Source organism: Maribacter sedimenticola (assembly GCF_900188415.1).
Classification (GTDB): domain Bacteria; phylum Bacteroidota; class Bacteroidia; order Flavobacteriales; family Flavobacteriaceae; genus Maribacter; species Maribacter sedimenticola.
Map to the genome: position 1 here is coordinate 136,988 of NZ_FZNV01000004.1, position 24,969 is coordinate 161,956.

Consider the following 24,969-nt stretch of genomic DNA (forward strand, 5'->3'; position numbering starts at 1 on the left):
TTATTTAATTATTACAATCAATATTTATATATGCAGTGCGCGATCGTCAGTTGCGGCCAACGCTGCCTCTTTAACAGCTTCCGCATAAGTTGGGTGTGCGTGGCTCATACGCGAGATATCTTCTGCTGAAGCCCTAAATTCCATAGCTGTAACCGCCTCTGCAATTAAATCCGCACAACGTGCCCCGATCATATGAACCCCTAAAACCTCATCGGTCTTTTTATCGGCCAATATTTTTACAAATCCATCCGTGTCCATACTGGCCCTGGAACGGCCCAGTGCACGCATTGGAAACTGTCCAACCTTAAAATCAACGCCCGCTTCCTTCAACTCTTCCTCGGTCTTACCTACAGCGGCAACCTCTGGCCATGTATATACAACGCCAGGAATCAAATTATAATCAATATGGGGTTTTTGGCCCGCCAATTGTTCTGCAACCAAAGTACCTTCCTCTTCTGCCTTATGTGCCAACATTGCACCTTTTATAACATCACCTATAGCATAAATGTTATCTACATTGGTCTTTAAATGCCCATCTACGATCACTTTGCCCCTATCATCCAAGGCAACTCCTGCAGCCTCAACGTTCAACCCATCTGTAAATGGTCTACGTCCAACGGCCACTAAACAATAATCCCCTTCAAAAACAACCTCTTGCCCTTTTTTGTCATCAGCCTTTACTATTACCGTATCCCCTTTTCGTTCAACGGATTTAACTTTATGGGATAATGCAAACTTTATCTTTTGCTTTTTCAACACTTTGGTCAATTCTTTGGAAAGGGCACCGTCCATTCCCGGAATAATACGGTCCATAAATTCCACTACCGTAACCTCCGCACCAAGACGCTTATACACCTGACCTAATTCAAGGCCAATAACCCCACCGCCAATTACGATCATGTGTTTGGGTACCTCTTTCAACTTTAATGCCTCTGTAGAAGTAATGATACGTTCTTTATCCAATTTTATAAAGGGCAAGGTAGAAGGTTTGGAACCTGTTGCTATAATAATATGTTTAGCTTCAATATCTTCTGACTTACCATCGTTCTTTTTAATAGAGACATGTGTTGCGTCCTTAAAGCTCCCAACACCCTCATAAACGGTAATCTTGTTTTTATCCATTAAAAACTCAATACCCTTAGTAGTCTGATCAACGACACTTTGTTTACGGGCAATCATTTTTTCCAAATTGACCTTTATTTCTCCTGGTATTTCAATACCGTGCTCATCAAAATGTTTAATGGCATCCTCATAATGATGTGAAGAATCCAACAACGCTTTTGAGGGTATACACCCAACATTTAAACAGGTTCCGCCCAAAGTGGAATATTTTTCAATTATTGCTGTTTTCATTCCTAGCTGTGCACAACGTATTGCCGCTACATATCCACCAGGTCCAGAGCCTATAATGGCTACATCATATTGATCCATAAAATATTTGTTTTCTAATGTCTTACAAAATTAATACTATTTTTAGTTTTACAGGGGTATAGCCGTAGAATGCTTTACCTCTTTTATGGTAAAAGAACTCTGTGTACTACCAATATGGCTCATAGCCGTAAGTTTATTGACCATAAAATGACGGTAAGCATCCATATCCTGCACATGTATCTTCAACAAATAATCATAGTCACCGCTTAAATGGTGGCACTCTACTACCTCTTGTAATCGTAATACCTGAGCCTCAAACTGAGCAATATTATCCTTGACATGCTGTACTAGTTTTACATGGCAAAAAACGGTAAAATTTCTATTGACCTTGGCCTTGTCCACTAAAGCTACATAATTCCTAATGGCCCCGGTACGTTCCAAACGCTTTATACGTTCATAGATTGCGGTGGTTGACAAACCCAATTGCAGTGCATATTCCTTATTGGTTTTCTTGCTATTGTCCTGTAAAAGAGCCAATAGCTTAATATCCTTATCGTCTAGTTTCATTTTGATTAATTATCTAAATAACAGATGTAATAGCTGTAAATATAAATTTAAAATCTAAAAAAATATATATTATAGAATTAAAATCTACAATTGAACAAATGCATTGACAATTATTTTACTATAGACTAGATTTACTTAAAATATTATTCATGAGCACAAAGCATAGTAACAACTTACAGGACCTTCAATATTTTGGAGAATATGGTGGAGTCAATCCATCTATTTCGGATTCATCTACCTATACCTTTATCTCGGCCAAAACCATGTTCGATACCTTTGAAGGTAATACGGAAGGGTGTTACCTATATAGTAGGCATTCCTCACCGTCCAATCTATATCTGGGCGAAGCCTTGGCCGCACTGGAAGGCACGGAGACCGCTAATGTTACGGCAAGTGGCATGGGTGCCATTACCGCAGTAATACTACAATTGTGCAATACCGGTGACCACATTATTAGTAGCAGGACCATTTATGGAGGTACTTATGCGTTCATGAAAAACTTTTTGGTCAAATTGGGGATAACCACCACATTTTTGGATATCACAGATTTAAAAGCGGTGGAGAATGCCATAACCCCAAATACTAAAATGATCTATTGTGAAAGTGTGAGCAATCCCCTATTGGAGGTAGCCGATATTTCTGCGCTTTCGCGCATTGCCAAACAGAACACCTTACCATTAGTGGTTGACAATACGTTTTCACCGCTTACCGTATCTCCTGCAAGACTTGGTGCCGATATTGTTATCCACAGTCTTACCAAATTCATTAACGGAACCAGTGACTGCGTTGCCGGTGTGGTCTGCGGCTCAACCGAATTTTGTTTAGCCCTTAAGGATGTGAACAATGGAGCGGGAATGTTATTAGGAAGTACTTTGGACAGTATGCGGGCAGCATCTATCCTTAAAAATATGCGCACCTTACACATTAGAATGAAACAACATAGTACAAATGCACTATACTTGGCCAAAAAATTTGAACAAGACGGTTTAAGGGTCGTATATCCTGGGCTATCATCTCACCCAGGTCATTTAATTATGGAAGACCAAATGAATCCGGAATATGGCTATGGCGGATTATTGACCTTAGATGTAGGTACATTGGAAAATGCCAATACCTTAATGGAATTAATGCAAGAACGAAAATTAGGCTATTTAGCGGTCAGTTTAGGGTTCTACAAAACCTTGTTCAGTGCGCCTGGAAGTTCTACCTCTTCAGAAATTCCTATTGAGGAACAGGAAGAAATGGGCCTTGGAAACGGCCTAATTAGATTTTCCATAGGTCTTGATGACGATATTGAACGCACGTATTCTATGATGAAAAAATGCCTTATGGACCTTAAGATATTGGATTCCACCGGCATAAAAGCCTAATAATCGATTTTATAAACGGTTTGCACATCAATCCCATAAATCGTAATATTACGTAGAATCCAAACTCATCTTTAATGGCCGACCATAATACCAATGAGCATAGAGAAAATGAACATATTGTACAGAACAGGGAACTGAGTATTTTAGAAGCTCTCATTCCGGTTATAGCCTTAGTAGGAATGCTAGCCTATAATGTATATGTTTTTGGGGATGATGCGTTAAGCGGGTCCAATCAATTCATACTATTATTAGGAGGCGCCATAGCCGCAATTGTAGGTTTTTTTAATAAAGTTTCCTATAAACAAATGTTTGCGGAAGTTGCGGAAAATATAAAAGCTACGACCGGAGCATTACTGATTTTATTAATGGTTGGCGCCTTGGCCGGTACATGGCTGGTAAGTGGTGTAATACCGGCTATGATCTATTATGGTCTTCAAATCTTAAATCCCACTATATTTTTGGCCGCCTGCGTTATCATTTGTGCAATCATATCCGTGGCCACCGGCAGTAGCTGGACCACCTCTGCAACAGTTGGTATTGCCCTTATAGGTATTGGTGAAGCCTTAGGTGTTTCCTTGGGAATGACGGCAGGGGCCGTATTATCCGGTGCATATTTTGGAGACAAATTATCTCCTTTAAGCGATACTACAAATTTAGCGCCGGCAATGGCCGGTGGGGAATTATTTACCCATATTAAATATATGTTATGGACAACGGTTCCAACAATTTCAATTACGTTATTGGTGTTCATAATTATTGGACTTAACATAGATACGAGCGGTGTTGCGGATATCGACTCCATTTTATCCTCTATAGACGCCACCTTCAATATAAACGGATGGTTATTTTTAGTTCCAGTGGTAGTCGTCGCATTGATAGTAAAAAAAACACCTCCATTGGCCGCATTGCTCATTGGTACCTTGCTGGGTGCATTATTTGCCGTCATTTTTCAACCTGAGGTCGTTGCAGGAATAACGGACAGTAAACAGCTAGATTTTCATTCGGCCTACAAGGGTATATTACAGGCAATTACTGTTAGCACTGAAATTCCAACGGACAATGAGGTGTTGAGCGATTTGTTTTCCGCAAAGGGAATGGCCGGTATGATGGGTACTATTTGGCTTATTGTTTGCGCCATGGTTTTTGGCGGAATTATGGATGGTATTGGAGCATTGTCCCGTATTACAAAGGCCTTATTAAGTTTGGCTAAATCTACATTTGGTCTATTCTTTAGTACAGGTATAAGCTGTATTGTGCTAAACGGTACTGCATCTGACCAGTATTTGGCCATTGTGGTTCCGGGCAAAATGTTCGCCAAAGCATTTAAGGATAAAGGTCTAGCTCCTGAAAACCTGAGCAGGACCTTGGAAGATACGGGAACGGTAACTTCCGTACTTATTCCTTATAATACCTGTGGAGCATATCATAGCGGTGTATTAGGTGTTAGTGTAGCGGAATACTTTGTATATGCAATTTTTAATTGGTTAAGCCCGATCATGACTTTTATATTTGCCGCCCTCAATATTAAGATCAAACGCATATTCACCAAATAACTCATTTGCGCAGTTTGCTTATAAGTTCCTACCCCGGTCGTTAAAGTAACGATCTGATAATTTATGGCACCTATAATTAACACTTCAACAAGAAAAACATACAAATTCTTACGCCATTCAAAATAGTTATTCTTGCATTGAAAATTCTAATTTTGAATGCTGCAATACAGGTTTTCATGCACTAATTTTGCCTTACAAATAAATCAATAAACGAAAACATATTATGGCATTTGTAGGAAAAAAATTCCCAAATCTAAGCGTTAATGCAATGAACGAAATGGGCGATACTTTTAAGATCAACGTATTGGAAGAAGCTCAGAAAAACAATAAAAAAGTAGTTCTTTTTTGGTACCCAAAGGATTTCACTTTCGTTTGTCCTACCGAACTACATGCTTTTCAAGCAGCTTTAGGTGAGTTCGAAAAAAGAAATACAATGGTAATTGGAGCGTCATGTGATACTGCAGAAGTTCATTTTGCTTGGTTAAGTACAGATAAGGACAACGGAGGAATTGAAGGTGTTACCTACCCTATTTTAGCTGATAGCAACAGAAATTTAGCGGCTACTTTAGGTATTCTTGACACAACAAATAAAGAATACGATGAGGTCAACGATATCATTACCGTTGAAGGCGATAATGTTACTTACCGCGCCACATACTTAATAGATGAGGAAGGAACCGTTTTCCATGAGGGTATCAACCATATGCCTTTAGGTAGAAATGTAAACGAATATCTTCGTTTAATAGACGCTTACACCCATGTGCAGGAAAAAGGAGAAGTATGTCCTGCCAACTGGGAAGAAGGCAAAGAAGCAATGTCCGCCAACAGGGAGGGTGTAAAATCCTATCTATCCGCACACGCTAACTAAACAATTTTTATCATAGGGCATGAATGATTTCATGCCCTTGTTAATCCATTAAACAATTGAAGTTATGTTACTAGAACTAGAAGAAGATAATCTACAGGAAATTATAGCTAATAATGATAATGTTGTTGTTCAGTATTCGGCCACTTGGTGTGGTAACTGTAGAATCATGAAGCCTAAATTCAAAAAAGAGGCTTCAACCAATGAGAACATTACCTTTGTCATAGCCGATGCCGAAAAATTCCCTGCCTCAAGAAAACTTGCCAATGTTGACAATTTGCCAACGTTTGCATCTTTCGAAAAAGGGAAATTAAAGAATCAGGTCCAGACCAATAAATATGACCTTTTAAAAGAATTGATCAGTGAGGTTGCCTATAATTAAATTACTGACGGAATTTATTGAGGAAAAGGACAGTGATTACGTTCTGGAAACCATTGAAACCTTAGAAGCCCTTACGGAATTACCCTCATTAAAAGATGAAGAGCTTGATGTTATAGGAGAATTGATTTCCAATATGTACGGTGCTCTTGATGTAGCGCAGAGCATACAGGATGGTATTCCAAAAAAAGATGCCATGAACCAATTTATGCAACGGGTTCTTGGCTCCATTGATAAATAAAATACCCAAATAAATTTTTAAGGTTCTTTCATGCATGAAAGAACCTTTTTTTTATCCTTTAATTTACGTTTAAGCTTTATATTTTATAATTTCACAACTTTAAATCTTAAACTTAAAACATGGCTTCCGTAACACTAAAAGGCAATACCGTACATACTATAGGATCATTACCAACTAATGGTAATAAGGCTCCAGAATTTCAATTGACCAAAAACGACCTATCTACCGTTAAACTTTCGGATTATGAAGGTTCTAGGGTAGTTTTAAATATTTTTCCAAGTGTGGACACTGGCACCTGCGCACAATCCGTAAGACAATTTAACCAAGAAGCTGCAGAGCTGGACAATACCATTGTATTATGTGTTTCCAAGGATTTACCATTTGCCCAAGCAAGATTTTGCGGTGCGGAAGGTATAGAAAACGTAGAAATGCTTTCAGATTTTAGGGATGGCAATTTCGGTAAAGCGTATAACGTGGATTTCTCTGATGGACCTTTAACACCACTACATTCCAGAGCTGTCGTTGTACTGGATGAAAAAGGAAATGTCATCTATACGGAACAAGTAGCGGAAATAACCGAAGAACCTAATTACAAGGCGGCATTGGAGGCGTTGATGAATTAAAAATAAATCCATGCCCAAAGAATCCTTTTTGGTCAACCGTATCAAAAGTGTTGGTTTCGCCTTAAAAGGAGCCTGGTTATTGGTACGCACCGAAGCAAGTATAAAAATCCAAGTGGTCATTGCCATAGTGGTTACCATAGCCGGTTTTTATTTTGAAATTTCAAGCACGGAATGGATTCTGCAGATTTTTGCCATTGCCCTAGTTTTAGGTTTAGAAGGCTTAAATACGGCCGTTGAAAAAATATCAGATTATGTACAGCCAGAATTTGATGTTAAGATAGGCTTCATCAAGGATATTTCTGCCGGTGCCGTTATGCTGGTTTCAATAGCTTCGGCAATTATTGGGCTCATCATTTATATTCCTAAGATTTTCCAGTAAGCGCCAACATTTCCAATTGCTCAACGTAAATTTGTAATTTAGCACCAGAATAAAAGATTTAATGGCAAAGAAGGCAACTAAATCAAAGCCAAAACCTACTAAAAAAGGAACATCGTTTAAATTGTCCAAACAGAATAAAATTATTTTGGGCAGTTTACTCATGCTTTTTAGTATTGCATTGTTTTTTTCATTTATATCCTTTTATTTTAATTGGCAAGATGACCAAAGCCTATTGACGGAATTTAAGGACCGTAATGAACTTGCCAAGAATTTATTGAACAAATTTGGTGCTAGCATCAGTCATTTTTTCATGTATAAAGGCTTTGGACTGGCCTCGTTAATTTTCCCGTTCTTAATTTGTATAACCGGCATTTATCTATTTTTAGGATTGCCTTTAAAAGCCCTGATCAAAAAATGGATATGGGGGCTTTTATTTGTAATATGGATTTCAATCGCGTTAGGGTTCTTTGCCATTGAAACCCCTTTATTAGGTGGATTGATCGGCTATGAAATGAATGACTTTCTGCAAGACTACGCCGGCAAAATAGGAGTATTGTTATTATTGCTCTTTGGACTGATTTTCATTGTGGTCAGATTATTTGAGCTTACGCCAGAAGCTATAGGCTCATTCTTTAAATCAAGAAAAGAGGCCATTTCATCAGAATTTAAGGCAAGTAAGGAACGGAAGAAAACACTTGCAGAGGAAGAAGAGCTGATAACCTCTTCCTTAGAGGAAGAGTCCCCTATTGTAGTTGATACCTACACTCATAAAACCGAAATTCCCCACTTAGAACCAGAACCGGAATCCAAGGATTTTGAAGTTGTTGCCCCTGAAGAAGAGGAAACCTTGGATATGGAAGTGGAACAGGTTATTGAAGAACCTGAGGAATTAGATTTATTGGCCAATAAATTGGTCGACGACTTTGGTGAATTTGACCCTACGCTAGAACTGGGTAATTATAAGTTCCCAACCATAGAATTATTGGATCAACATGGGGTAACCGGTGGTATTACCATAAATCAAGAAGAATTAGAGGAAAACAAGAACAAAATTGTAGAAACCCTTAAAAATTACAAAATTGGGATTGCCCAGATTAAAGCAACCATAGGACCTACCGTTACCTTATATGAAATAGTACCGGAAGCCGGTATACGAATTTCCAAGATAAAAAACCTTGAAGATGATATTGCCCTGTCGTTGGCGGCCCTGGGCATACGTATCATAGCACCCATACCGGGTAAGGGCACCATTGGTATTGAGGTACCCAATAAAAACGCGACTATAGTCTCCATGCGTTCGGTAATTGCGTCAAGCAAATTTCAAAAGGCCGAAATGGAACTTCCCATTGCATTTGGAAAAACGATCAGTAACGAAACTTTTGTAGTTGATTTGGCTAAAATGCCACACTTGTTAATGGCAGGTGCCACAGGTCAAGGTAAATCCGTTGGTTTAAATGCGGTATTAACCTCGTTATTATACAAAAGGCATCCAGCTGAGGTCAAATTTATTCTTGTTGATCCCAAGAAGGTAGAATTAACCCTTTACAATAAAATTGAGCGCCATTTCTTGGCCAAACTACCCGATTCAGAAGAAGCGATAATTACGGACAATACCAAGGTAATCCACACCTTAAATTCCCTTTGTATAGAAATGGATAATAGGTATGAGCTCTTAAAATTGGCTATGGTCCGTAACCTTAAAGAATACAATACTAAGTTTAAAGCGCGTAAACTTAATCCGCATGACGGACATAAATTTTTGCCCTATATCGTTTTGGTGATCGATGAGTTTGCAGATCTGATCATGACCGCGGGCAAGGAAGTAGAAACCCCTGTTGCAAGATTGGCGCAATTGGCAAGGGCCATTGGTATCCATTTGATCATTGCAACACAACGACCATCCGTGAACGTTATTACAGGTATCATTAAAGCTAACTTCCCGGCAAGGCTCGCATTTAGGGTAACTTCCAAAATAGATTCAAGAACTATATTGGATACTGCCGGTGCCGATCAATTAATTGGTAGGGGTGATATGTTGTTTACCCAAGGTAATGATGTAACCCGTATTCAATGTGCTTTTGTAGATACTCCAGAGGTAGCTAAAATTGTTGAGTTCATAGGCAGTCAACGAGCATATCCAGATGCCCATGAGCTACCTGAATATGTTGGCGAGGATTCTGGCACGAGTCTTGATAACAATGTGTCTGAAAGGGACGCTAAATTTCGCGAAGCTGCAGAAGTTATCGTAATTGCCCAACAAGGCTCCGCCTCATTGATTCAGCGTAAGTTGAAATTGGGATATAACAGGGCTGGCAGAATTATTGATCAGTTAGAGGCAGCAGGAATTGTAGGTCCATTTGAAGGCAGTAAGGCAAGACAGGTTTATGTAACGGATATTGCCGCCCTTCACCAAATTTTGGATAATGAATAATATTAAAAACATGATGAAAAAAATTATTATTGTATTTACGGCTATTTTAATGACAACTTTGGCCAACGCACAAAGTTCAGATAAGGCAAAATCATTATTGGATGAGGTATATGCCAAAGTAAAGAGCTACGACAATATATATGTAGATTTTAAATTTGACCTTAAAAATGCGGAAGCGGGAATAAATCAAGAGACCAGAGGTGATGTAACACTTTCCGGCGAAAAATATATATTCAATTATTTAGGGTCCCAACAACTCTATGACGGTAAGAAAGTGTATACCATTGTACCTGAAAATGAAGAAGTGACCATTGAAGACCAGTCTGATGACGAAAACGCCATGACCCCTTCTAAAATGTTGACATTTTATAAGGAGGGCCATAATTATGCATGGGATATTTTACAGAATGTGCAGGGTAGAAAAATTCAATATGTAAAATTGACCCCAATAGATTCTGATACCGAAATAAAATCAAGATTATTGGGAATAGATATGGGTACAAAGCATATCTATAAACTAATTGAAACCGGAAAGAATGGCACAAAGACAACGATCACTGTTAATTCTTTTAAAACAGACCAAGATTTGTCCAAAACCTTATTTACTTTTGATGAAGCTAAATATAAGGATGAAGGCTATTTCATTCTAAGAAATTAGATCTATTGAGAATTCTAGACCGTTATATCCTATCAAGGTTCGTCTTTAATTTTGTCAGTTCGTTTGTAATATTGATGTTTATCTTCATATTTCAAACGATCTGGTTATTTATTGACGATATTGCAGGTAAAGGTCTGGATATCATCATTATAGGAAAATTTCTTTTCTATCTACTACCAGACCTTACCGAAAAAGTTTTACCGTTAACGGTACTATTATCCTCTATACTTACTTTTGGGTCCATTGCAGAAAATTATGAGTTTGCAGCAATGAAGGCTTCGGGTATTTCGTTGCAGCGCTCAATGTTGAGCTTGATAATATTTGTGGTCCTATTAGGGGGTGTCACCTTCTTTTTTGCCAACAATGTCATTCCACTATCCCAGCGTAAAATATACAATCTTAGGAGAAATATTGCCAAGGTAAAACCTGCCGCCGTTGTAGCAGAAGGTGTTTTTAGTGATTTTGAAGGGATGAACATTAAAGTGGATGAAAAATATGGGGAGAACGATCGCTTCTTAAAAAACGTCATTATCCATATAAAGTCCAAAACCAATTTGAATACTACGGTCATTAAATCCAAAACGGGAGAATTGATTAGTAGTGAAGATTCTGATTTAATTCAATTGGTATTACATGACGGGCATTACTATGAGGATATTGTCACTAAAAGTAATGACAGCAAAATGCAGTTCCCCTTTGCACAAGCCAATTTTGATACCTACACCATGAATATTGAAATTCCCGACATCAACAATGATGAATTGGAAGAGGAACGGGACATCAGTACGGATAAAATGAAAAACATTTCAAGGTTGTCCAAGGATATTGATTCCTTACGGGGAGACAATTACAGGATAGTACGTGCGTTTTCAAAAAATATTGAGAGTAGAATTGGCCTATTTGCTCCTTTGGTCATTAAAAATACAGATTCCGTTAAAGCGGATATGGTTTCCAAAAAAGATTCCATTACCGCGGAAAAAGCAAAATTGGCCAGAGCAAACACGGCCCTGCAAGATTCTATAAAGGAAAATTTCCTTGTGCTTTTCCCAGAATGGCAACAGTTGCAAATACTAAGCAGTGCTAAAAATGCAACTAGTAGTATTTTAGGTTCTGTAACCGGTAAAAAAGAGGAAATGCAAAAGCGTTATAAAATATATAACATGCACATACTTTCACTTCATAGTAAGTATGCCTTGGCATTTTCCTGTATCATATTATTTTTTGTGGGTGCCCCTTTAGGTGCAATTATTAGAAAAGGCGGACTAGGTTTACCCATGGTTATTGCCATAGTGCTGTTCCTTATCTACTATTTTATAGGTGTTTTTGCCGGAAATTATTCCAAAGAAGGAAATATTCACCCTATGTTAGGTGCCTGGATAGCTACATTGATTATGCTGCCGTTAGGAATATTTTTAACTAAAAGGGCAACGGAGGATAAAGGAATGGTCGATTTTGGTTTTATAACCGATTTCTTCAAAAGATTATTTAAGAAAAAAGACAAAAGCTGATTGTTAACATCATGACAGATCAAATTAAAATACAATTAAACACTATTGAGGAAGCTATTGAGGACATCCGTTTGGGAAAGGTCATTATAGTGGTCGATGATGAAAATAGGGAAAATGAAGGGGATTTTTTGGCTGCAGCCGAGCTGGCAACCCCAGAAACCATAAATTTCATGGCTACGCATGGCAAAGGACTTATATGTGCACCGTTGACCGAAGGTAGATGTAAGGAATTAGGACTTCAATTAATGGTAAATACCAATACTGATCCGTTTGAGACAGCTTTTACGGTTTCCGTAGATTTAAGGGGCAATGGAGTAACCACTGGTATATCGGCTTCTGACCGTTCTAAAACCGTTTTTGCCCTTACCGACCCTAATACCAAACCTCATGATCTGGTAAGACCTGGACATATTTTCCCATTGGTTGCAAAAGAAGGCGGTGTTCTTCGCAGAACTGGACATACAGAGGCAGCAATTGATTTTGCTAGATTGGCCGGTCTTAAACCTGCCGGTTATATCGTTGAGATAATGAACGATGATGGCAGTATGGCGCGTTTACCACAGTTAATAGAAGTGGCCAAAAAATTTGACCTAAAGATCGTTTCCATAGAAGACTTGGTAGCCTATAGAATGGAGCATGATAGTTTAATTGAAAAAGAAACAGATTTTAATATTAATACGAGGTTTGGCGAATATAGGTTAAGAGCCTATAAGCAAACAACCAATAACCATGTTCACCTAGCATTGACCAAAGGTACTTGGTCTGCAGATGAGAAAATTCTAACTAGAATTAACTCTACCTTGATCAACAATGATATTTTAGGAACCTTGACCCATAATCCCGATGAAAAATTGGAGGATATGTTCAAAAAAGTGAATGATGAAGGTAAAGGTGCCATTGTTTTCATTAATCAAGATGTAGAATCGCTTAATTTACTATCTCGATTAAAGGAACTCAAGGAATTGCAAAAACAGGGAAAAATGAAGGCTCCAAAAATTGAGATGGACAGTAGGGATTTTGGTATTGGTGCCCAAATACTACATGACCTTGGTATTCACAAAATGAAATTAATGACCAATAGTCTACAGACAAAAAGGGTGGGTATAATAGGATACGGTTTGGAAATAGTAGAATATGTATCCTACTAATTTACGAAAGCAGCCCGGTTAATACATCTTTCATTTTATCCGCTCGTTCTTTTACCTGTTCTTCAGTCCAGCTAAGTTTAATGAGACAAGATATATTTCTACCTACCCAAACATCAGATTTTGAAAAGTCGGCCTTGGTATAATCCGGTAATTGGTCCAATACTTCTTGAGGCAATTTCCCCAACGACTTGGTATGTGCAAGGTGCTCCCATTTCTTGTAATAATGCCAATTATTGTCATACCAATAAAAACATGCATCCAAACCAGCGTTGGTTAACGCCTGATGCGCTTTTTTGGCCAACTCGGTTGTCGGCATGTAAAAATTCAAGAAAGAATAATTTTCAACTCCACCATGGGGTACTCTTCTAAAAGTAATTCCCTCAATGGGAGCCAATATAGTTTTTATAAGTGTATAATGTTTTTCCTGAATTGTCAAAAACTCATCTAAACGCTTAATTTGAGCACAGCCCACGGCAGCGTTTAATTCGGATATTCTATAGTTATATCCTAAAAACGGATGGCTTTCCGCTCCCCTATTCGTTCCAATATGATCATGGCCATGATCGGAGAAATGATCAGCATGCAATTTAAAAGCATCGTTATTGGTAATAAGCGCTCCACCTTCTCCACAAGTAATGGTTTTGACATAATCAAAGGAAAAACATCCTAAATCACCATAACTTCCTAAAGGTTTACCGTCGTAACTACCTCCAATTGCTTGGCATGCATCTTCCAAAAGCAATAACCCGTATTTTTCACAAATGGATTTTAACGCACCCAAGTCTGCCATGGAACCGCACATATGAACAGGCATTATAACCTTTGTATTACTGGTAATTGCCTCTTCTACCGCAGCAGGATCTAAAGTTAAAGTATCATCAACATCTACCAAAATAGGCACTGCTCCTATTGCTAAAATAGATTCAAAACTAGCAACAAAAGTAAATGTGGGCATAATGACTTCATCTCCCGCACCAACACCGGCACTGGCAAGGGCTACCGTTAACGCCGCAGTTCCACTACTCACCAATTGAGCGTGTTTCACCATCATTCTTTTAGCCAATGCCTGTTCTAGCTCAACCGCTTTCCACTGACCGTTACGCATACCGTCAAATCCATAACGCATTAGAACTCCGGTATCCAATACCTGTTGTACTTGACTTTTTTCTTTTTCCCCAAACAGTTCAAACCCTGGCATTTTATTACATTTTATTGTTGTACAAATCTTGTTCAAATAATTGGTAATAGCAAAGTTTTCTGGCCAGCTTTAAGATTAATAAATTCATTCGTCAATATGAATAGCAAATACCTATTGTAACCTGCTTGATTTTAAACAGATCCTTTATTATTTACTAAATTTTTGGGTAGTCTCCAATCCTTGGTATCCAAATGATTTCATTTGCCCAATAGCCTCTATGGTACTCGTTACCGGCAATTTACACGTGTTGTTTTGGCAAACATAGACAAACGTACCATCGGCATCATAACGATCCTTGAATAGAGAGATGTCACTTGAGCGTTCACTACCGACCACTAAAGTATTGGCTAGGTAAAAACCCCCTAATTCCTGTACCAGATTTTTAGCTTGCTCCCCTACCACAGCTATTTCATAATAAGGGTAAGCATGGTTTAAAAGTAGTGTTCCCCATGAACCATAATTAAGAGCATAATTCTCAAAATCATCCACTACCAAAGAGGTCATGCTTTTGGCATCATTTAAATATGACGTATTATATTCCAAATGTCCTATTTTAAATAAGTTTTGAGCCATAATAGCATTGGCAGAGGGGATGACTCCGTCTGTTGTGTTGATCATTCTTGGCACCAAATCATTGGGTAGATTATAATAAAACAAACCAGACTTGCTCTTATAGGTTGTAAGTGCACTACCAATTAATTTATTGGCCTCTTTAAGGTAATCGATATTTAGGGTCACTTCATACAGACTAATTGCTGCCTTGGCCAAGAACGCATAATCTTCCAAAAAAACTTCTTTTTGATCGCTATTGGCAGTATAGGAATGAACCAATTCCCCGTTTTTATAATTATGATCTTTTAGATTGTTAAATATTAATTTTGCCTCATTAAGGTAACGTTCATCTTTAAAGGTTTTATAGGCATCTACCAATCCATCGATTAAAAGTGCATTCCAAGAAGTTATGATCTTATAATCCCTTGAAGGTTTATCCCGTAATTGACGAGCATCATACAAAGCCTCTTTCCATTTTTTAAGTTTAATAGAAAATTCAGATTGCGATATTGAATTGTTCTTAGAGAATTCCGCTATGGATTCAGTAGTATAAAGTACGAAACTTGAATGCTCCCAAACCTCACCATCGTTTATATTGAAAAACTTGGCAAAAAGCTCATAATCAGTATTAAGTACCGATTTCAATTCCTCAATAGACCAAATATAATAGATACCTTCCTCTCCGTTGGTATCTGCATCCATTGCACTAAAATACCCACCTTCCGGATTTTTCATTTCAGAAGTCAAGAAATGAAAAGTATCCTCTATTAAAGATTTGTAGGTATTATTTGCATTTAATTTATATGCATTGGACAATACGCTTAACATTTGTGCATTGTCATAGAGCATTTTTTCAAAATGCGGCACTTTCCATTTAGGATCCGTGCTATATCTAAAAAAACCTCCCCCAATATGGTCATATATGCCTCCTTGAGATACTTTATCCAATGTTTTAAAAACAAAATCTTGTGCATTCTTATCCTGCTCCAAGACCGCATACTCCAATAACATATTTAAATTTGCCGGAATAATGAATTTTTGCTGTTCGGTATTTCCTCCCCATTCCCTATCCCACGAGTTGGACCAGGTAGATATACCGTTTATAATTTTTGTTTTGGAAATTTCATTGGCCAATTGTTTTGCCGGTTGTTCATAAACCTCTTGTACACCATTGGCGAGCATGGTAGCATATTCTTTCATTTTTTCTGGGTTAGCCTCATACTCGGTACTAAACTTGGTGAGAATATTTTTCCATTCCTCTTTTGTGCTATAAGTGCCTAGGTATATAGGGCTACCATCTGGCAAAATGATTGCGTTCATAGGCCATCCACCAGTACCATTGACCAATTGCAGGGCCGTTTGGTAAACCATATCCAAATCTGGTCTTTCCTCACGGTCAACCTTTATACTTATAAATTTGGCGTTCATCAAATTTGCCACCTCCAAATCCTCAAAAGACTCTTCTTCCATTACATGGCACCAATGACAGGTAGAATACCCTACACTTAAAACCACCAGTACTCCCTTATTTTCAGCTTCCTTAAATGCTTCTTGTGACCAAGGTTTCCAATTTACCGGATTATGGGCATGTTGTAAAAGATATGGGCTAGTCTCATGGATTAGTTCATTCGTAAACTCATAATTGCCATTTTCATGACTGGAAGAAAGATCTTGGGAATGTTCCTTATTACTTTCTTTACATGAGTTTAAAAACCCTATAAATAATAAGGTAATGATTAAATAAGACCGCATTTTCATAATGAACAAGGTATAGGATAAAGCTTCAAAGATAAATTTAATTTATATGTATTTCCCGCTTTGGTCCAAGTAACATATTAGTTCAAATATATAGTTATCCAAATGCTATTTGTCAAAAATATTGTAATACATCATTATTGAACAAAGTCAGTGATATGCAGATTATTTATCAATATGAAAAATCTACCCCTTGTATTTAAAGAGACTCATAAAAAAATATAGCTAAAAATGCCGTATTACTAATAATAACAGAAGCGCTGCATCAAAATTACCAGTGTTCGCTTCATTTCTTTTACTCTCCACATAACCTCCAAATTATATTTGTTTCGTTACTATTTAGCATAAATGTGACTCGAACGAATAACAACTTAAACTTAATTAATTATGAGTAAACTCAAAATTACATTCATTGCCTTTATTGCAATGTTGGGGCAATTTGCCTTTTCACAAACAACTACCCTCACCGGTGTTGTTTCTGATGAAACGGGTACACCGCTTCCCGGTGCATCTGTAGTGGTTTCTGGCACCACAAATGGAACCCAGACAGATTTTGATGGAAATTTTTCATTGGCGAACGTTCCTACTGACGCTACCCTTACCATCAGTTACATTGGCTATTTAACACAGCAAATACCTGTAAATGGACAAACTTCCTTTAATGTGTCAATGGAAATTGATGCACAGACTTTAGATGAAGTGGTCGTTGTAGGTTATGGTGCCCAAAGTAGGGCTGCCGTTACAGGGGCCATTTCCAGTGTAAAATCTGAAGACCTTAATGCTGTTCCGGTTGCAAATGCCACAGAGGCATTGCAAGGACGTGCAGCGGGTATATCCGTTGTAAACACGGGAACACCTGGTTCAGAGCCATCAATAACCATTAGGGGTCTTGGTACATTTGGTAACAACTCTCCATTATTTGTAGTAGATGGGGTAATTGTTGGCAACCTTTCCGGTATCAACCAAAATGACATTGAAACCATAAACGTATTAAAGGATGCCTCTACCACCGCGGTGTATGGCGCCCAAGGATCAAACGGGGTAATCATCGTTACCACTAAGAAAGGTAAAAGTGGTAAAACGCAATTATCCTTTAATGCCCATACAGGTTTTCAACAAAATACCAATAGATATGATGTGTTGAATACGGAGCAATATTTACAATATGCCAATGATGCCTTTGGTATTGTACCTAATACACCATTGTCCTCATCTGGTCTAAATACAAACTGGCAAGACGAAATATATACCTCTGGAATTATAAGAAGCTATGACATGGCTGCATCCGGTGGTAATGAAACCAGTAACTTCAGAATTTCTGGTGGATATTTTGAGCGTGAAGGTATCGTTATAGAAACTGGCTTCCAAAGATATTCCTTTAGGGCCAATAGTGATTTCACCTTCGGAAAATTAAAGCTTGGACAAAACATGTCCGTTAATTTTAACAAACAGAACCCAGACCCAACTGGTGTAGGTGGTCGTTCTCTTTTGGAGCACGCTATAAAAGCTGCACCATATTTACCGGTTTACAATGAAAACAACCTTGGTGGCTTTCAGGGACCAAACAGTGCTGGTGATGGTCAAGATGCAGAAAACCCTGTTCGAGTTTTAAAACATGGAAATGCAGTCAACAATACGTTCAGCTTGGTTGGGAATATTTTTGCCGAATATGACATTTTTGAAGGTCTAAAGTTTAAATCACAAGTAGGTTTGGATTATTACAAGGCTACCAGTGACAGGTTTATCCCATCTTTCAACGATGATAGTTTAGGAGGAACACACCAACAAGCATTTGCATCAATCACAAAAAATGCATCTGATGGTCAAACATTAATTTTCACCAATAGTCTAACGTATAACAAAACTTTTGGAGAGGCACATAATTTTGAGGCCCTTTTACTATCGGAAAAATTTGAAAGTAAAGGTACAAGCATCAATGCCAACAGCCGTAATTCGGTTTCAGATGAAATTGACGAATTATCCAATGAAGATTCTAGCTTACAGAGTACTTCTTTTGAGTATAATAGATTAGGATTTTTGGGAAGGTTGAACTATAACTATGACGACAAATATATTGCAGCGGTATCCTTAAGACGTGATGCTTCTTCTAAGTTTGGATCTAATAACCGATGGGGATGGTTCTCTTCTTATGCCTTGGGTTGGAACGTTGCCAAAGAAAATTTCATGGTAGACACCAACGTAAGTACGTTGAAGTTAAGAGGTAGTTTAGGGTATTCCGGTAATGATAGGATTGCCAATTATTTATATAGCGCAACATTGGTGAATGATTTCCTTTACCCAATTGCAGGATCAAATGCAGTAGGTACCACCGCTTTTGGTTTGGCTAATCCAGATTTAAAATGGGAGGAGACCAAGCAGATGAACATTGGTGTTGATTTAGGTTTTGCTAACGATAAGTTCACTGCAGCTCTAGAATACTATGAAAACCAAAGTGATGATCTTTTAATACGGGTTCCTACATCTACCTCTCTGGGTATCAATGAAGGCAGTCAAGTAAGAAATGTGGGATCAGTAGAGACTACAGGTTTTGAACTTAGTTTAGGATATAATGATTTTGAAGGTGACTTTAAATGGTCTGCCAACGTTAACTTGTCCACTAGTTCCAACACAGCTCTTTCTTTAGGTGGAGTAGACGAACTTATTGGCGGAAATTTTGAAAGTCAGAACATTACAAGGGTTGTTGAAGGCGAATCCTTATTTCACTTTTACGGATTGGTAACAGATGGTATTTATCAAAACCAGGCCGAAGTTGATGCAGTATTTACTGCCAACCCAGGTCAAACCACAGTACAGCCAGGTGACATTAGATTCAAGGATTTGAACAATGATGGTGACATTACTTCAGAAGATCGGGCCATTATAGGTGATCCGCTTCCGGACCTGACCTACGGTCTTAACTTAAGCGCAGATTACAAGAATTGGGATTTTAATATGTTCTGGACCGGAATTTACGGTAGGGATTTGTACAATACCAACATTTATGACCTAGAAGGTATGCCAAGATTGTTTAACGCCGGAGTTGGTGTATTGGATAGATGGACGCCGACCAATCCTTCTACTACGGTTCCAAGAGCTGGTGGAGCTCCACAAAACCTTCAATTATCCGATCGTTTTGTAGAGGATGGATCATTTTCAAGGCTTAAGAACCTTACTATAGGGTATACTATACCAAGCAACGCATTTGGCAAAGAGTTGTTCTCAAAGTTTAGGGTGTATGTTAGTGGTCAAAACTTGATTACCATTACAGAATACTCTGGTCTAGACCCAGAAGTAGGAAATGGGGATTTATTTGAGTATGGTATCGATAGAGGTGCCTATCCACAACCTAAAACTTACCTAATAGGTTTACAAGTATCATTTTAATTGCTAAATAGAAAAGAAATATGAAAACAACAAAAATTATTTTTTCAATGTTCGCGCTTTTTACCGCACTTGTGGTAATAAATGCGTGTAGTGAAAATGATTTGGAGCTGGTAAATCCCAATGGATTATCTCCCGAAACATTTTTTAAGACCGAAGCACAGGTACAATCTGCAGTAAATGCGGTTTATGCCAACTTACAGACAAGAGGCCTATATTCCAGGCATATGTTTTTCTCACAGGACAACATGTCACATGAGAACGATGGTAACCCACAATTGGAGGCGGATAAAAGACAATACCTGGATTTTTCATTTGATTCTAGCCATGGACCCATCGCAGATTATTGGGAAAGTTGCTACAGAGGTATCAACAAGGCCAATTTCGTCATTGGCAATGAAGAGGCCATCAACGCCATAGATGATGCTATTGTTAGCAGTGCCACAAAACAGAAGTTCATTGGCGAAGCAAAGTTCTTGCGCGCACTTTATAACTTTCTATTGGTAACAAGATTTGGTGATATGCCGTTAATTACTGAAATACCTACTACCACAGAAGGTATTGGCAAATCTCCCGCTAGTGAGGTATATGCTTTGATCATTTCAGATTTACAAGCGGCATCTGCAAGTTTATTGCCTAAGAGCGAAGAGGATAACGGTAGGGCTACCAAAGGTGCGGCAATTGCATTATTGGGAAAAGTCTATTTGTTCAGAGGTGAACATGCCTTGGCGTTGGCCGAGTTTGAAAAGCTTTCAGGATATGCATTGGAACCAAACTATTTTGACAATTTCACGGAAGAGACAGAGCATGGTATAGAATCCATTTTTGAAATAGAGTATGATGATGCCTTGGGAGCAAGCGCTAAATGGAACTCATCTGTTACAGGTGCCGGACCTAACGAAGCTACTTTTAGAGGTCAGGAATACGGGTTTAATGATTGGTTCAACGTTTTTCCATCAGATGATCTATTGGATGAATTTGAGCCAGGAGATACCAGATATGCGGATAATTTCTACTCGGTGGGCGATACGTTTGCCGGTGGTACCGTTACTGCTGAAATGTTGACCGCCGGTGAAGAAAGACGTGCCGGATGGAAAAAATATCAGAACTATTACAAGGATGCCAATGAAGATCAAGAATCCGGTATCAACTTTAAATATTTACGTTATGCTGATGTATTGTTAATGATGGCAGAGTGTGAAAATGAAGTAGGTACACAAGATGATGCCATTGATTATATTAATGAAGTTAGGGAAAGGGCATCGTTAGGTGATCTACCATATGGTTTATCTAAAGCTGAAGTTTTTGATGCTATCGTTCATGAAAGAAAGGTTGAACTAGCAGGTGAGCAAGTTCGCTTTAATGATATCTTAAGGTGGAACCTAGCCGCTACAGAATTGGCAGGAACTAATTTCCAAGCTGGTAAAAATGAGCTTTGGCCCATACCGGACAGGGAAATTTCATCTAATGAAAATGTAACGGCAGCAGATCAGAATCCTGGATATTAAAATAGTTTTTTTGAGTTAGTTTAGTTTGATTTGGGCAGCACGTGAAAACGTGCTGCTTTTTCAATATTATTGAATAGTTTACCTTATTTTAATTGCAAATTACAGTACTATGAAATTAATGATGATACTTAGACCACTAATCTGTTTTTTAGGGGTATTGACAATGGTCAATTGTACAAAAAAGGCAGCTCCGGTTGAAGGTAAAATCTTTTCTATGCTTACTACTTCCCAAACTGGTATTGATTTTAGCAATACCCTTACCGAAAACGATTCCTTAAACTATTTTACCTACTCCTATCTGTATATGGGCGGGGGTGTAAGTACTGGTGATATCAATAACGACGGACTTTTAGACTTATACTTTACCGGTAATCAAGTACCCAATAGGCTCTATTTGAACAAGGGAAACCTACAATTTGAGGATATTACCGATAAAGCGGGCGTTGCAGGTGACGATCGTTGGTATACAGGCGTTACCATGGCAGATGTCAACGGCGATGGCTATTTGGACATTTATTGCTCCGTTGGCGGAAAATTCGGACCAAAGGAGAATCAACTGTTTATTAACAATACAGACGGTACATTTACTGAAAAAGCTGCAGAATACGGTGTTGCCGATATAGGTAATAGCGTACAAGCCACCTTTTTCGATTATGATAAGGATGGGGATATAGATATGTACGTAGCCAACTACCCCCCTACAAATTTTAAATCGCCCACTTTCTATTACACCTTTAAGATGAACAATCTGGAAGATACGGAATCCGATCATTTATATAGAAACGATGGAGGTTCCTTTATAGATGTCACCGAAACCGCGGGAGTAAAGAATTTTGGACTTACCCTCAGTGCCACGGTTGGGGACATCAATAATGACGGATGGCCGGACCTATATGTTTCCAATGATTTCAATTCTCCGGATTTTATGTATCTCAACAATGGAAACGGCACATTTAAAGAAGTTATAAAAGAAGCCACTGCACACACGGCCTTTTATGGCATGGGAACGGATATTGCTGATATTAACAACGATGGTAACCTTGATATTTTTCAGGTAGACATGGATGCTAGGAGCAATAGAAGAAAAAAAGCAAATATGGCCAGTATGAATCCGTCCCTGTTTTGGGATGTGGTCAATGCGGGTTTTCATTATCAATATATGCACAATTGCTTACAATTGAATTCCGGGGTCTATACGGATGGTGTTCCACATTTCTCCAACGTATCCCGAATAACGGGCACCTCGTCTACAGACTGGAGTTGGGGACCTCTTTTTGCTGATTTTGATAATGACGGCCATAAAGATCTATTCGTATCTAATGGTACCAGAAAGGAAATCAACAACAATGATTATTTTAATAAACTAGATAAGATTAAGATTGAAAATGACACCCTTTTACAATTGAGCCATAGCATACCATCAGAAAAAATTGAGAATTTCATTTTCAAGAACAATGGAGATTTGGATTTTGAGATGGCCAACGATAAATGGGGAATAAACTATAAAGGTTTTTCCAATGGTGTTGTCTACGCTGATCTGGACAACGATGGAGATTTGGAAATCATTACCAACAACATTGATGACAAGGCATCCGTGTTTAAGAATACGGGCATCAATTCAAATACATACCTAAGCGTAAAGTTTCAAGGAAATAAAGGAAACACTTCCGGCTTGGGCAATAGGGTTTATGTAACCACGGATGAAGGTACCCAGGTACAAGAATTGACTTTGAGCAGAGGCTTTCAATCCTCTGTTGCACCAGAACTTCACTTTGGACTGGGCAACCATAAAAAGATCAAGGAATTAAAAGCGGTCTGGACAGATGGTACCGTGCAAACATTATCCAATGTAGACACTAACCAACAATTGGTACTATCCTATAAAGACGCCAAGTCACATGAGGATAAATCTTTGGAGCTTACACAGTTGTTCACAACGGATACGACCTCTATTTTTCCATCGCATAGACATAAAGAAAATTATTATGATGATTTTGCCACCCAGGTCTTATTACCGCATCAAATGTCGGCATTTGGCCCAGCATTGGCCATCGGCGATATTAATGGGGACCAACTGGACGATTATTTCGTTGGAGGCTCAGCAAAGCAAACAGGGGGCATATTTATACAGGGGGCAAATGGATTCAAAAAACTGGAAAGTCCGTTTTTAGAGGAAGACAATGCAAAAGAAGATATAGGAGCGCTATTTTTTGATGCCGATGCGGATGGGGACAACGACCTTTATGTGGTAAGTGGCGGCTATGAGTTCTCGCCGCAATCAGAACTATTAAAGGACAGACTTTATATCAATGACGGTATGGGTAATTTTAAAAAATTGGAAGATGAAAATCTGCCGGATATGAGAACAAGCGGTTCTAAAGTTTATGCAGCGGATTTTGACAAAGATGGCGATAATGACCTATTGGTTTTGGGAAGACAGGTACCCGGAAATTATCCAAAACCCACAGATAGTTACATCTTGGAAAACGTGGGGAATGCAAGCAATCCTATATTTCAATTAACGGAAAGAATGATGCCCAAGGAATTTAAGGAATTGGGCATGGCAACTAGTGCCGTGATTTCAGATTATAACAATGATGGCTGGGAAGACATTATCATTGTTGGCGAATGGATGCCTATTAGGGTATTTAAAAATTCCGAAAAAGGCTTTACGGAAGTTTCCCAAACATTGGGCCTAAACTTAGACACTACAGGATGGTGGTGGAGTATTGAACAAGGCGATTTTGACAATGATGGCGATATGGATTATATAGTGGGCAATAATGGGCTTAATTATAAATACAAGGCCACGGAAGACGAAACTTTTGACATATTCGTAAACGACTTTGATAAGGACAGTAAGGATGATATTGTATTAAGTTATTATAATGAGGGCAAGCAGTATCCTTTAAGGGGCAGACAGTGTTCCTCCCAACAAATACCAGCTATAAAGCAAAAATTTCAAAATTATGAAAGTTTTGCAGAGGCAACCTTAGAGGATGTTTATACAGAAAAATCCTTAAAGGCAGCCGTACACTATCAAGTAAAATCATTTGCCAGTGTATATCTTGAAAATGACCAAGGCAAGTTTATTGTACATGAATTACCTGTAGAGGCCCAACTATCCAGCATTAATCAATTTTTGGTAAATGATTTTGACAAAGATGGGAATTTGGATATAGTCTTGGCAGGAAACCTATTTGTTTCTGAGGTAGAAACACCAAGAAACGATGCTTCTCACGGACTACTTTTAACAGGTGATGGCCAAGGTAATTTCAAGGCAAATCCCGCAAGTAGCTCAGGTCTGTTCATTCCTGGTGATGTAAAGGCCATGGCCACTATACGCAGTAAAAACAACGAAGCATATATTATAGCTGCTAAGAATAACGATTATCTGCAATTTATAAAGTGGAATTAACGAAAAGGTTATCGTATCCACTTTAAAAAATATTCAAAGCGGTCATCAAAGTTTAAAAGCGTAA

The 24,969-nt window shown here is 38.4% G+C and carries 18 protein-coding genes; 14 read left to right on the plus strand and 4 right to left on the minus strand.

Annotated elements, in window-relative coordinates:
* Positions 1-24: 24 nt before the first annotated feature.
* Positions 25-1,431 carry a dihydrolipoyl dehydrogenase gene (lpdA, locus tag CHB68_RS13150; protein ID WP_089261385.1) on the minus strand — a complete coding sequence of 469 codons (1,407 nt, stop codon included), beginning with the start codon at positions 1,429-1,431 and terminating at the stop codon, positions 25-27.
* Between the two features lie 48 nt (positions 1,432-1,479).
* A complete protein-coding gene (locus tag CHB68_RS13155; RefSeq protein WP_089261387.1) occupies positions 1,480-1,938 on the minus strand; it encodes an Lrp/AsnC family transcriptional regulator in 459 nt (152 codons plus the stop codon).
* A gap of 149 nt (positions 1,939-2,087) precedes the next feature.
* Here CHB68_RS13155 and CHB68_RS13160 point away from each other — a divergent pair, with 149 nt between their 5' ends.
* The 11 genes from CHB68_RS13160 to ribB all read left to right on the plus strand — a co-directional run bounded on the left by CHB68_RS13160 (position 2,088) and on the right by ribB (position 13,093).
* The gene (locus CHB68_RS13160) at positions 2,088-3,308 is read left to right on the plus strand and encodes an aminotransferase class I/II-fold pyridoxal phosphate-dependent enzyme (RefSeq protein WP_089261389.1); all 1,221 of its coding nucleotides are present in this window, start codon (positions 2,088-2,090) and stop codon (positions 3,306-3,308) included.
* 74 nt (positions 3,309-3,382) lie between these two features.
* A complete protein-coding gene (gene nhaC, locus CHB68_RS13165) occupies positions 3,383-4,861 on the plus strand; it encodes a Na+/H+ antiporter NhaC (RefSeq protein WP_089261391.1) in 1,479 nt (492 codons plus the stop codon).
* A gap of 223 nt (positions 4,862-5,084) precedes the next feature.
* Entirely contained in the window at positions 5,085-5,729 is a 645-nt protein-coding gene (locus CHB68_RS13170) for a peroxiredoxin (protein ID WP_089261393.1), read from the plus strand.
* Between the two features lie 64 nt (positions 5,730-5,793).
* Complete coding sequence (locus CHB68_RS13175) at positions 5,794-6,108, plus strand: thioredoxin family protein (protein WP_089261395.1); 315 nt, start codon at positions 5,794-5,796, stop codon at positions 6,106-6,108.
* On the plus strand, positions 6,089-6,346 hold the full coding sequence (locus CHB68_RS13180; protein WP_089261397.1) for a DUF6952 family protein: 258 nt from the start codon (positions 6,089-6,091) through the stop codon (positions 6,344-6,346). Before CHB68_RS13175 ends, CHB68_RS13180 begins: the two co-directional genes overlap by 20 nt.
* A 119-nt stretch (positions 6,347-6,465) precedes the next feature.
* Positions 6,466-6,969 carry a thiol peroxidase gene (gene tpx / locus CHB68_RS13185; RefSeq protein ID WP_089261399.1) on the plus strand — a complete coding sequence of 168 codons (504 nt, stop codon included), beginning with the start codon at positions 6,466-6,468 and terminating at the stop codon, positions 6,967-6,969.
* Positions 6,970-6,979: 10 nt separating this feature from the next.
* Entirely contained in the window at positions 6,980-7,348 is a 369-nt protein-coding gene (locus CHB68_RS13190; RefSeq protein ID WP_089261401.1) for a diacylglycerol kinase family protein, read from the plus strand.
* Between the two features lie 61 nt (positions 7,349-7,409).
* Positions 7,410-9,779: an FtsK/SpoIIIE family DNA translocase gene (locus CHB68_RS13195; protein WP_089261403.1), complete on the plus strand. Its 2,370-nt coding sequence runs from the start codon at positions 7,410-7,412 to the stop codon at positions 9,777-9,779.
* 13 nt (positions 9,780-9,792) lie between these two features.
* Positions 9,793-10,437, plus strand: a complete 645-nt coding sequence (locus tag CHB68_RS13200; RefSeq protein ID WP_089261615.1) for a LolA family protein — start codon at positions 9,793-9,795, stop codon at positions 10,435-10,437.
* Between the two features lie 74 nt (positions 10,438-10,511).
* Positions 10,512-11,945: an LptF/LptG family permease gene (locus CHB68_RS13205; RefSeq protein ID WP_245838937.1), complete on the plus strand. Its 1,434-nt coding sequence runs from the start codon at positions 10,512-10,514 to the stop codon at positions 11,943-11,945.
* A gap of 11 nt (positions 11,946-11,956) precedes the next feature.
* Complete coding sequence (gene ribB, locus CHB68_RS13210; protein WP_089261407.1) at positions 11,957-13,093, plus strand: 3,4-dihydroxy-2-butanone-4-phosphate synthase; 1,137 nt, start codon at positions 11,957-11,959, stop codon at positions 13,091-13,093.
* A 1-nt stretch (position 13,094) separates the two neighbouring features.
* On the opposite strand, the gene CHB68_RS13215 is transcribed toward ribB, so the two are convergent.
* The gene (locus CHB68_RS13215) at positions 13,095-14,291 is read right to left on the minus strand and encodes a DegT/DnrJ/EryC1/StrS family aminotransferase (RefSeq protein ID WP_089261409.1); all 1,197 of its coding nucleotides are present in this window, start codon (positions 14,289-14,291) and stop codon (positions 13,095-13,097) included.
* Positions 14,292-14,438: 147 nt separating this feature from the next.
* The gene (locus CHB68_RS13220; RefSeq protein ID WP_089261411.1) at positions 14,439-16,601 is read right to left on the minus strand and encodes a thioredoxin domain-containing protein; all 2,163 of its coding nucleotides are present in this window, start codon (positions 16,599-16,601) and stop codon (positions 14,439-14,441) included.
* A gap of 384 nt (positions 16,602-16,985) precedes the next feature.
* On the opposite strand from CHB68_RS13220, the gene CHB68_RS13225 reads away from it, so the two are divergent.
* From CHB68_RS13225 to CHB68_RS13235, 3 genes are all read left to right on the plus strand, one after another.
* Complete coding sequence (locus tag CHB68_RS13225) at positions 16,986-19,982, plus strand: SusC/RagA family TonB-linked outer membrane protein (protein WP_245838938.1); 2,997 nt, start codon at positions 16,986-16,988, stop codon at positions 19,980-19,982.
* Between the two features lie 20 nt (positions 19,983-20,002).
* Positions 20,003-21,487 carry a RagB/SusD family nutrient uptake outer membrane protein gene (locus CHB68_RS13230; protein ID WP_089261413.1) on the plus strand — a complete coding sequence of 495 codons (1,485 nt, stop codon included), beginning with the start codon at positions 20,003-20,005 and terminating at the stop codon, positions 21,485-21,487.
* A gap of 109 nt (positions 21,488-21,596) precedes the next feature.
* Complete coding sequence (locus tag CHB68_RS13235) at positions 21,597-24,905, plus strand: VCBS repeat-containing protein (RefSeq protein WP_245838939.1); 3,309 nt, start codon at positions 21,597-21,599, stop codon at positions 24,903-24,905.
* Positions 24,906-24,969 lie beyond the last annotated feature (64 nt).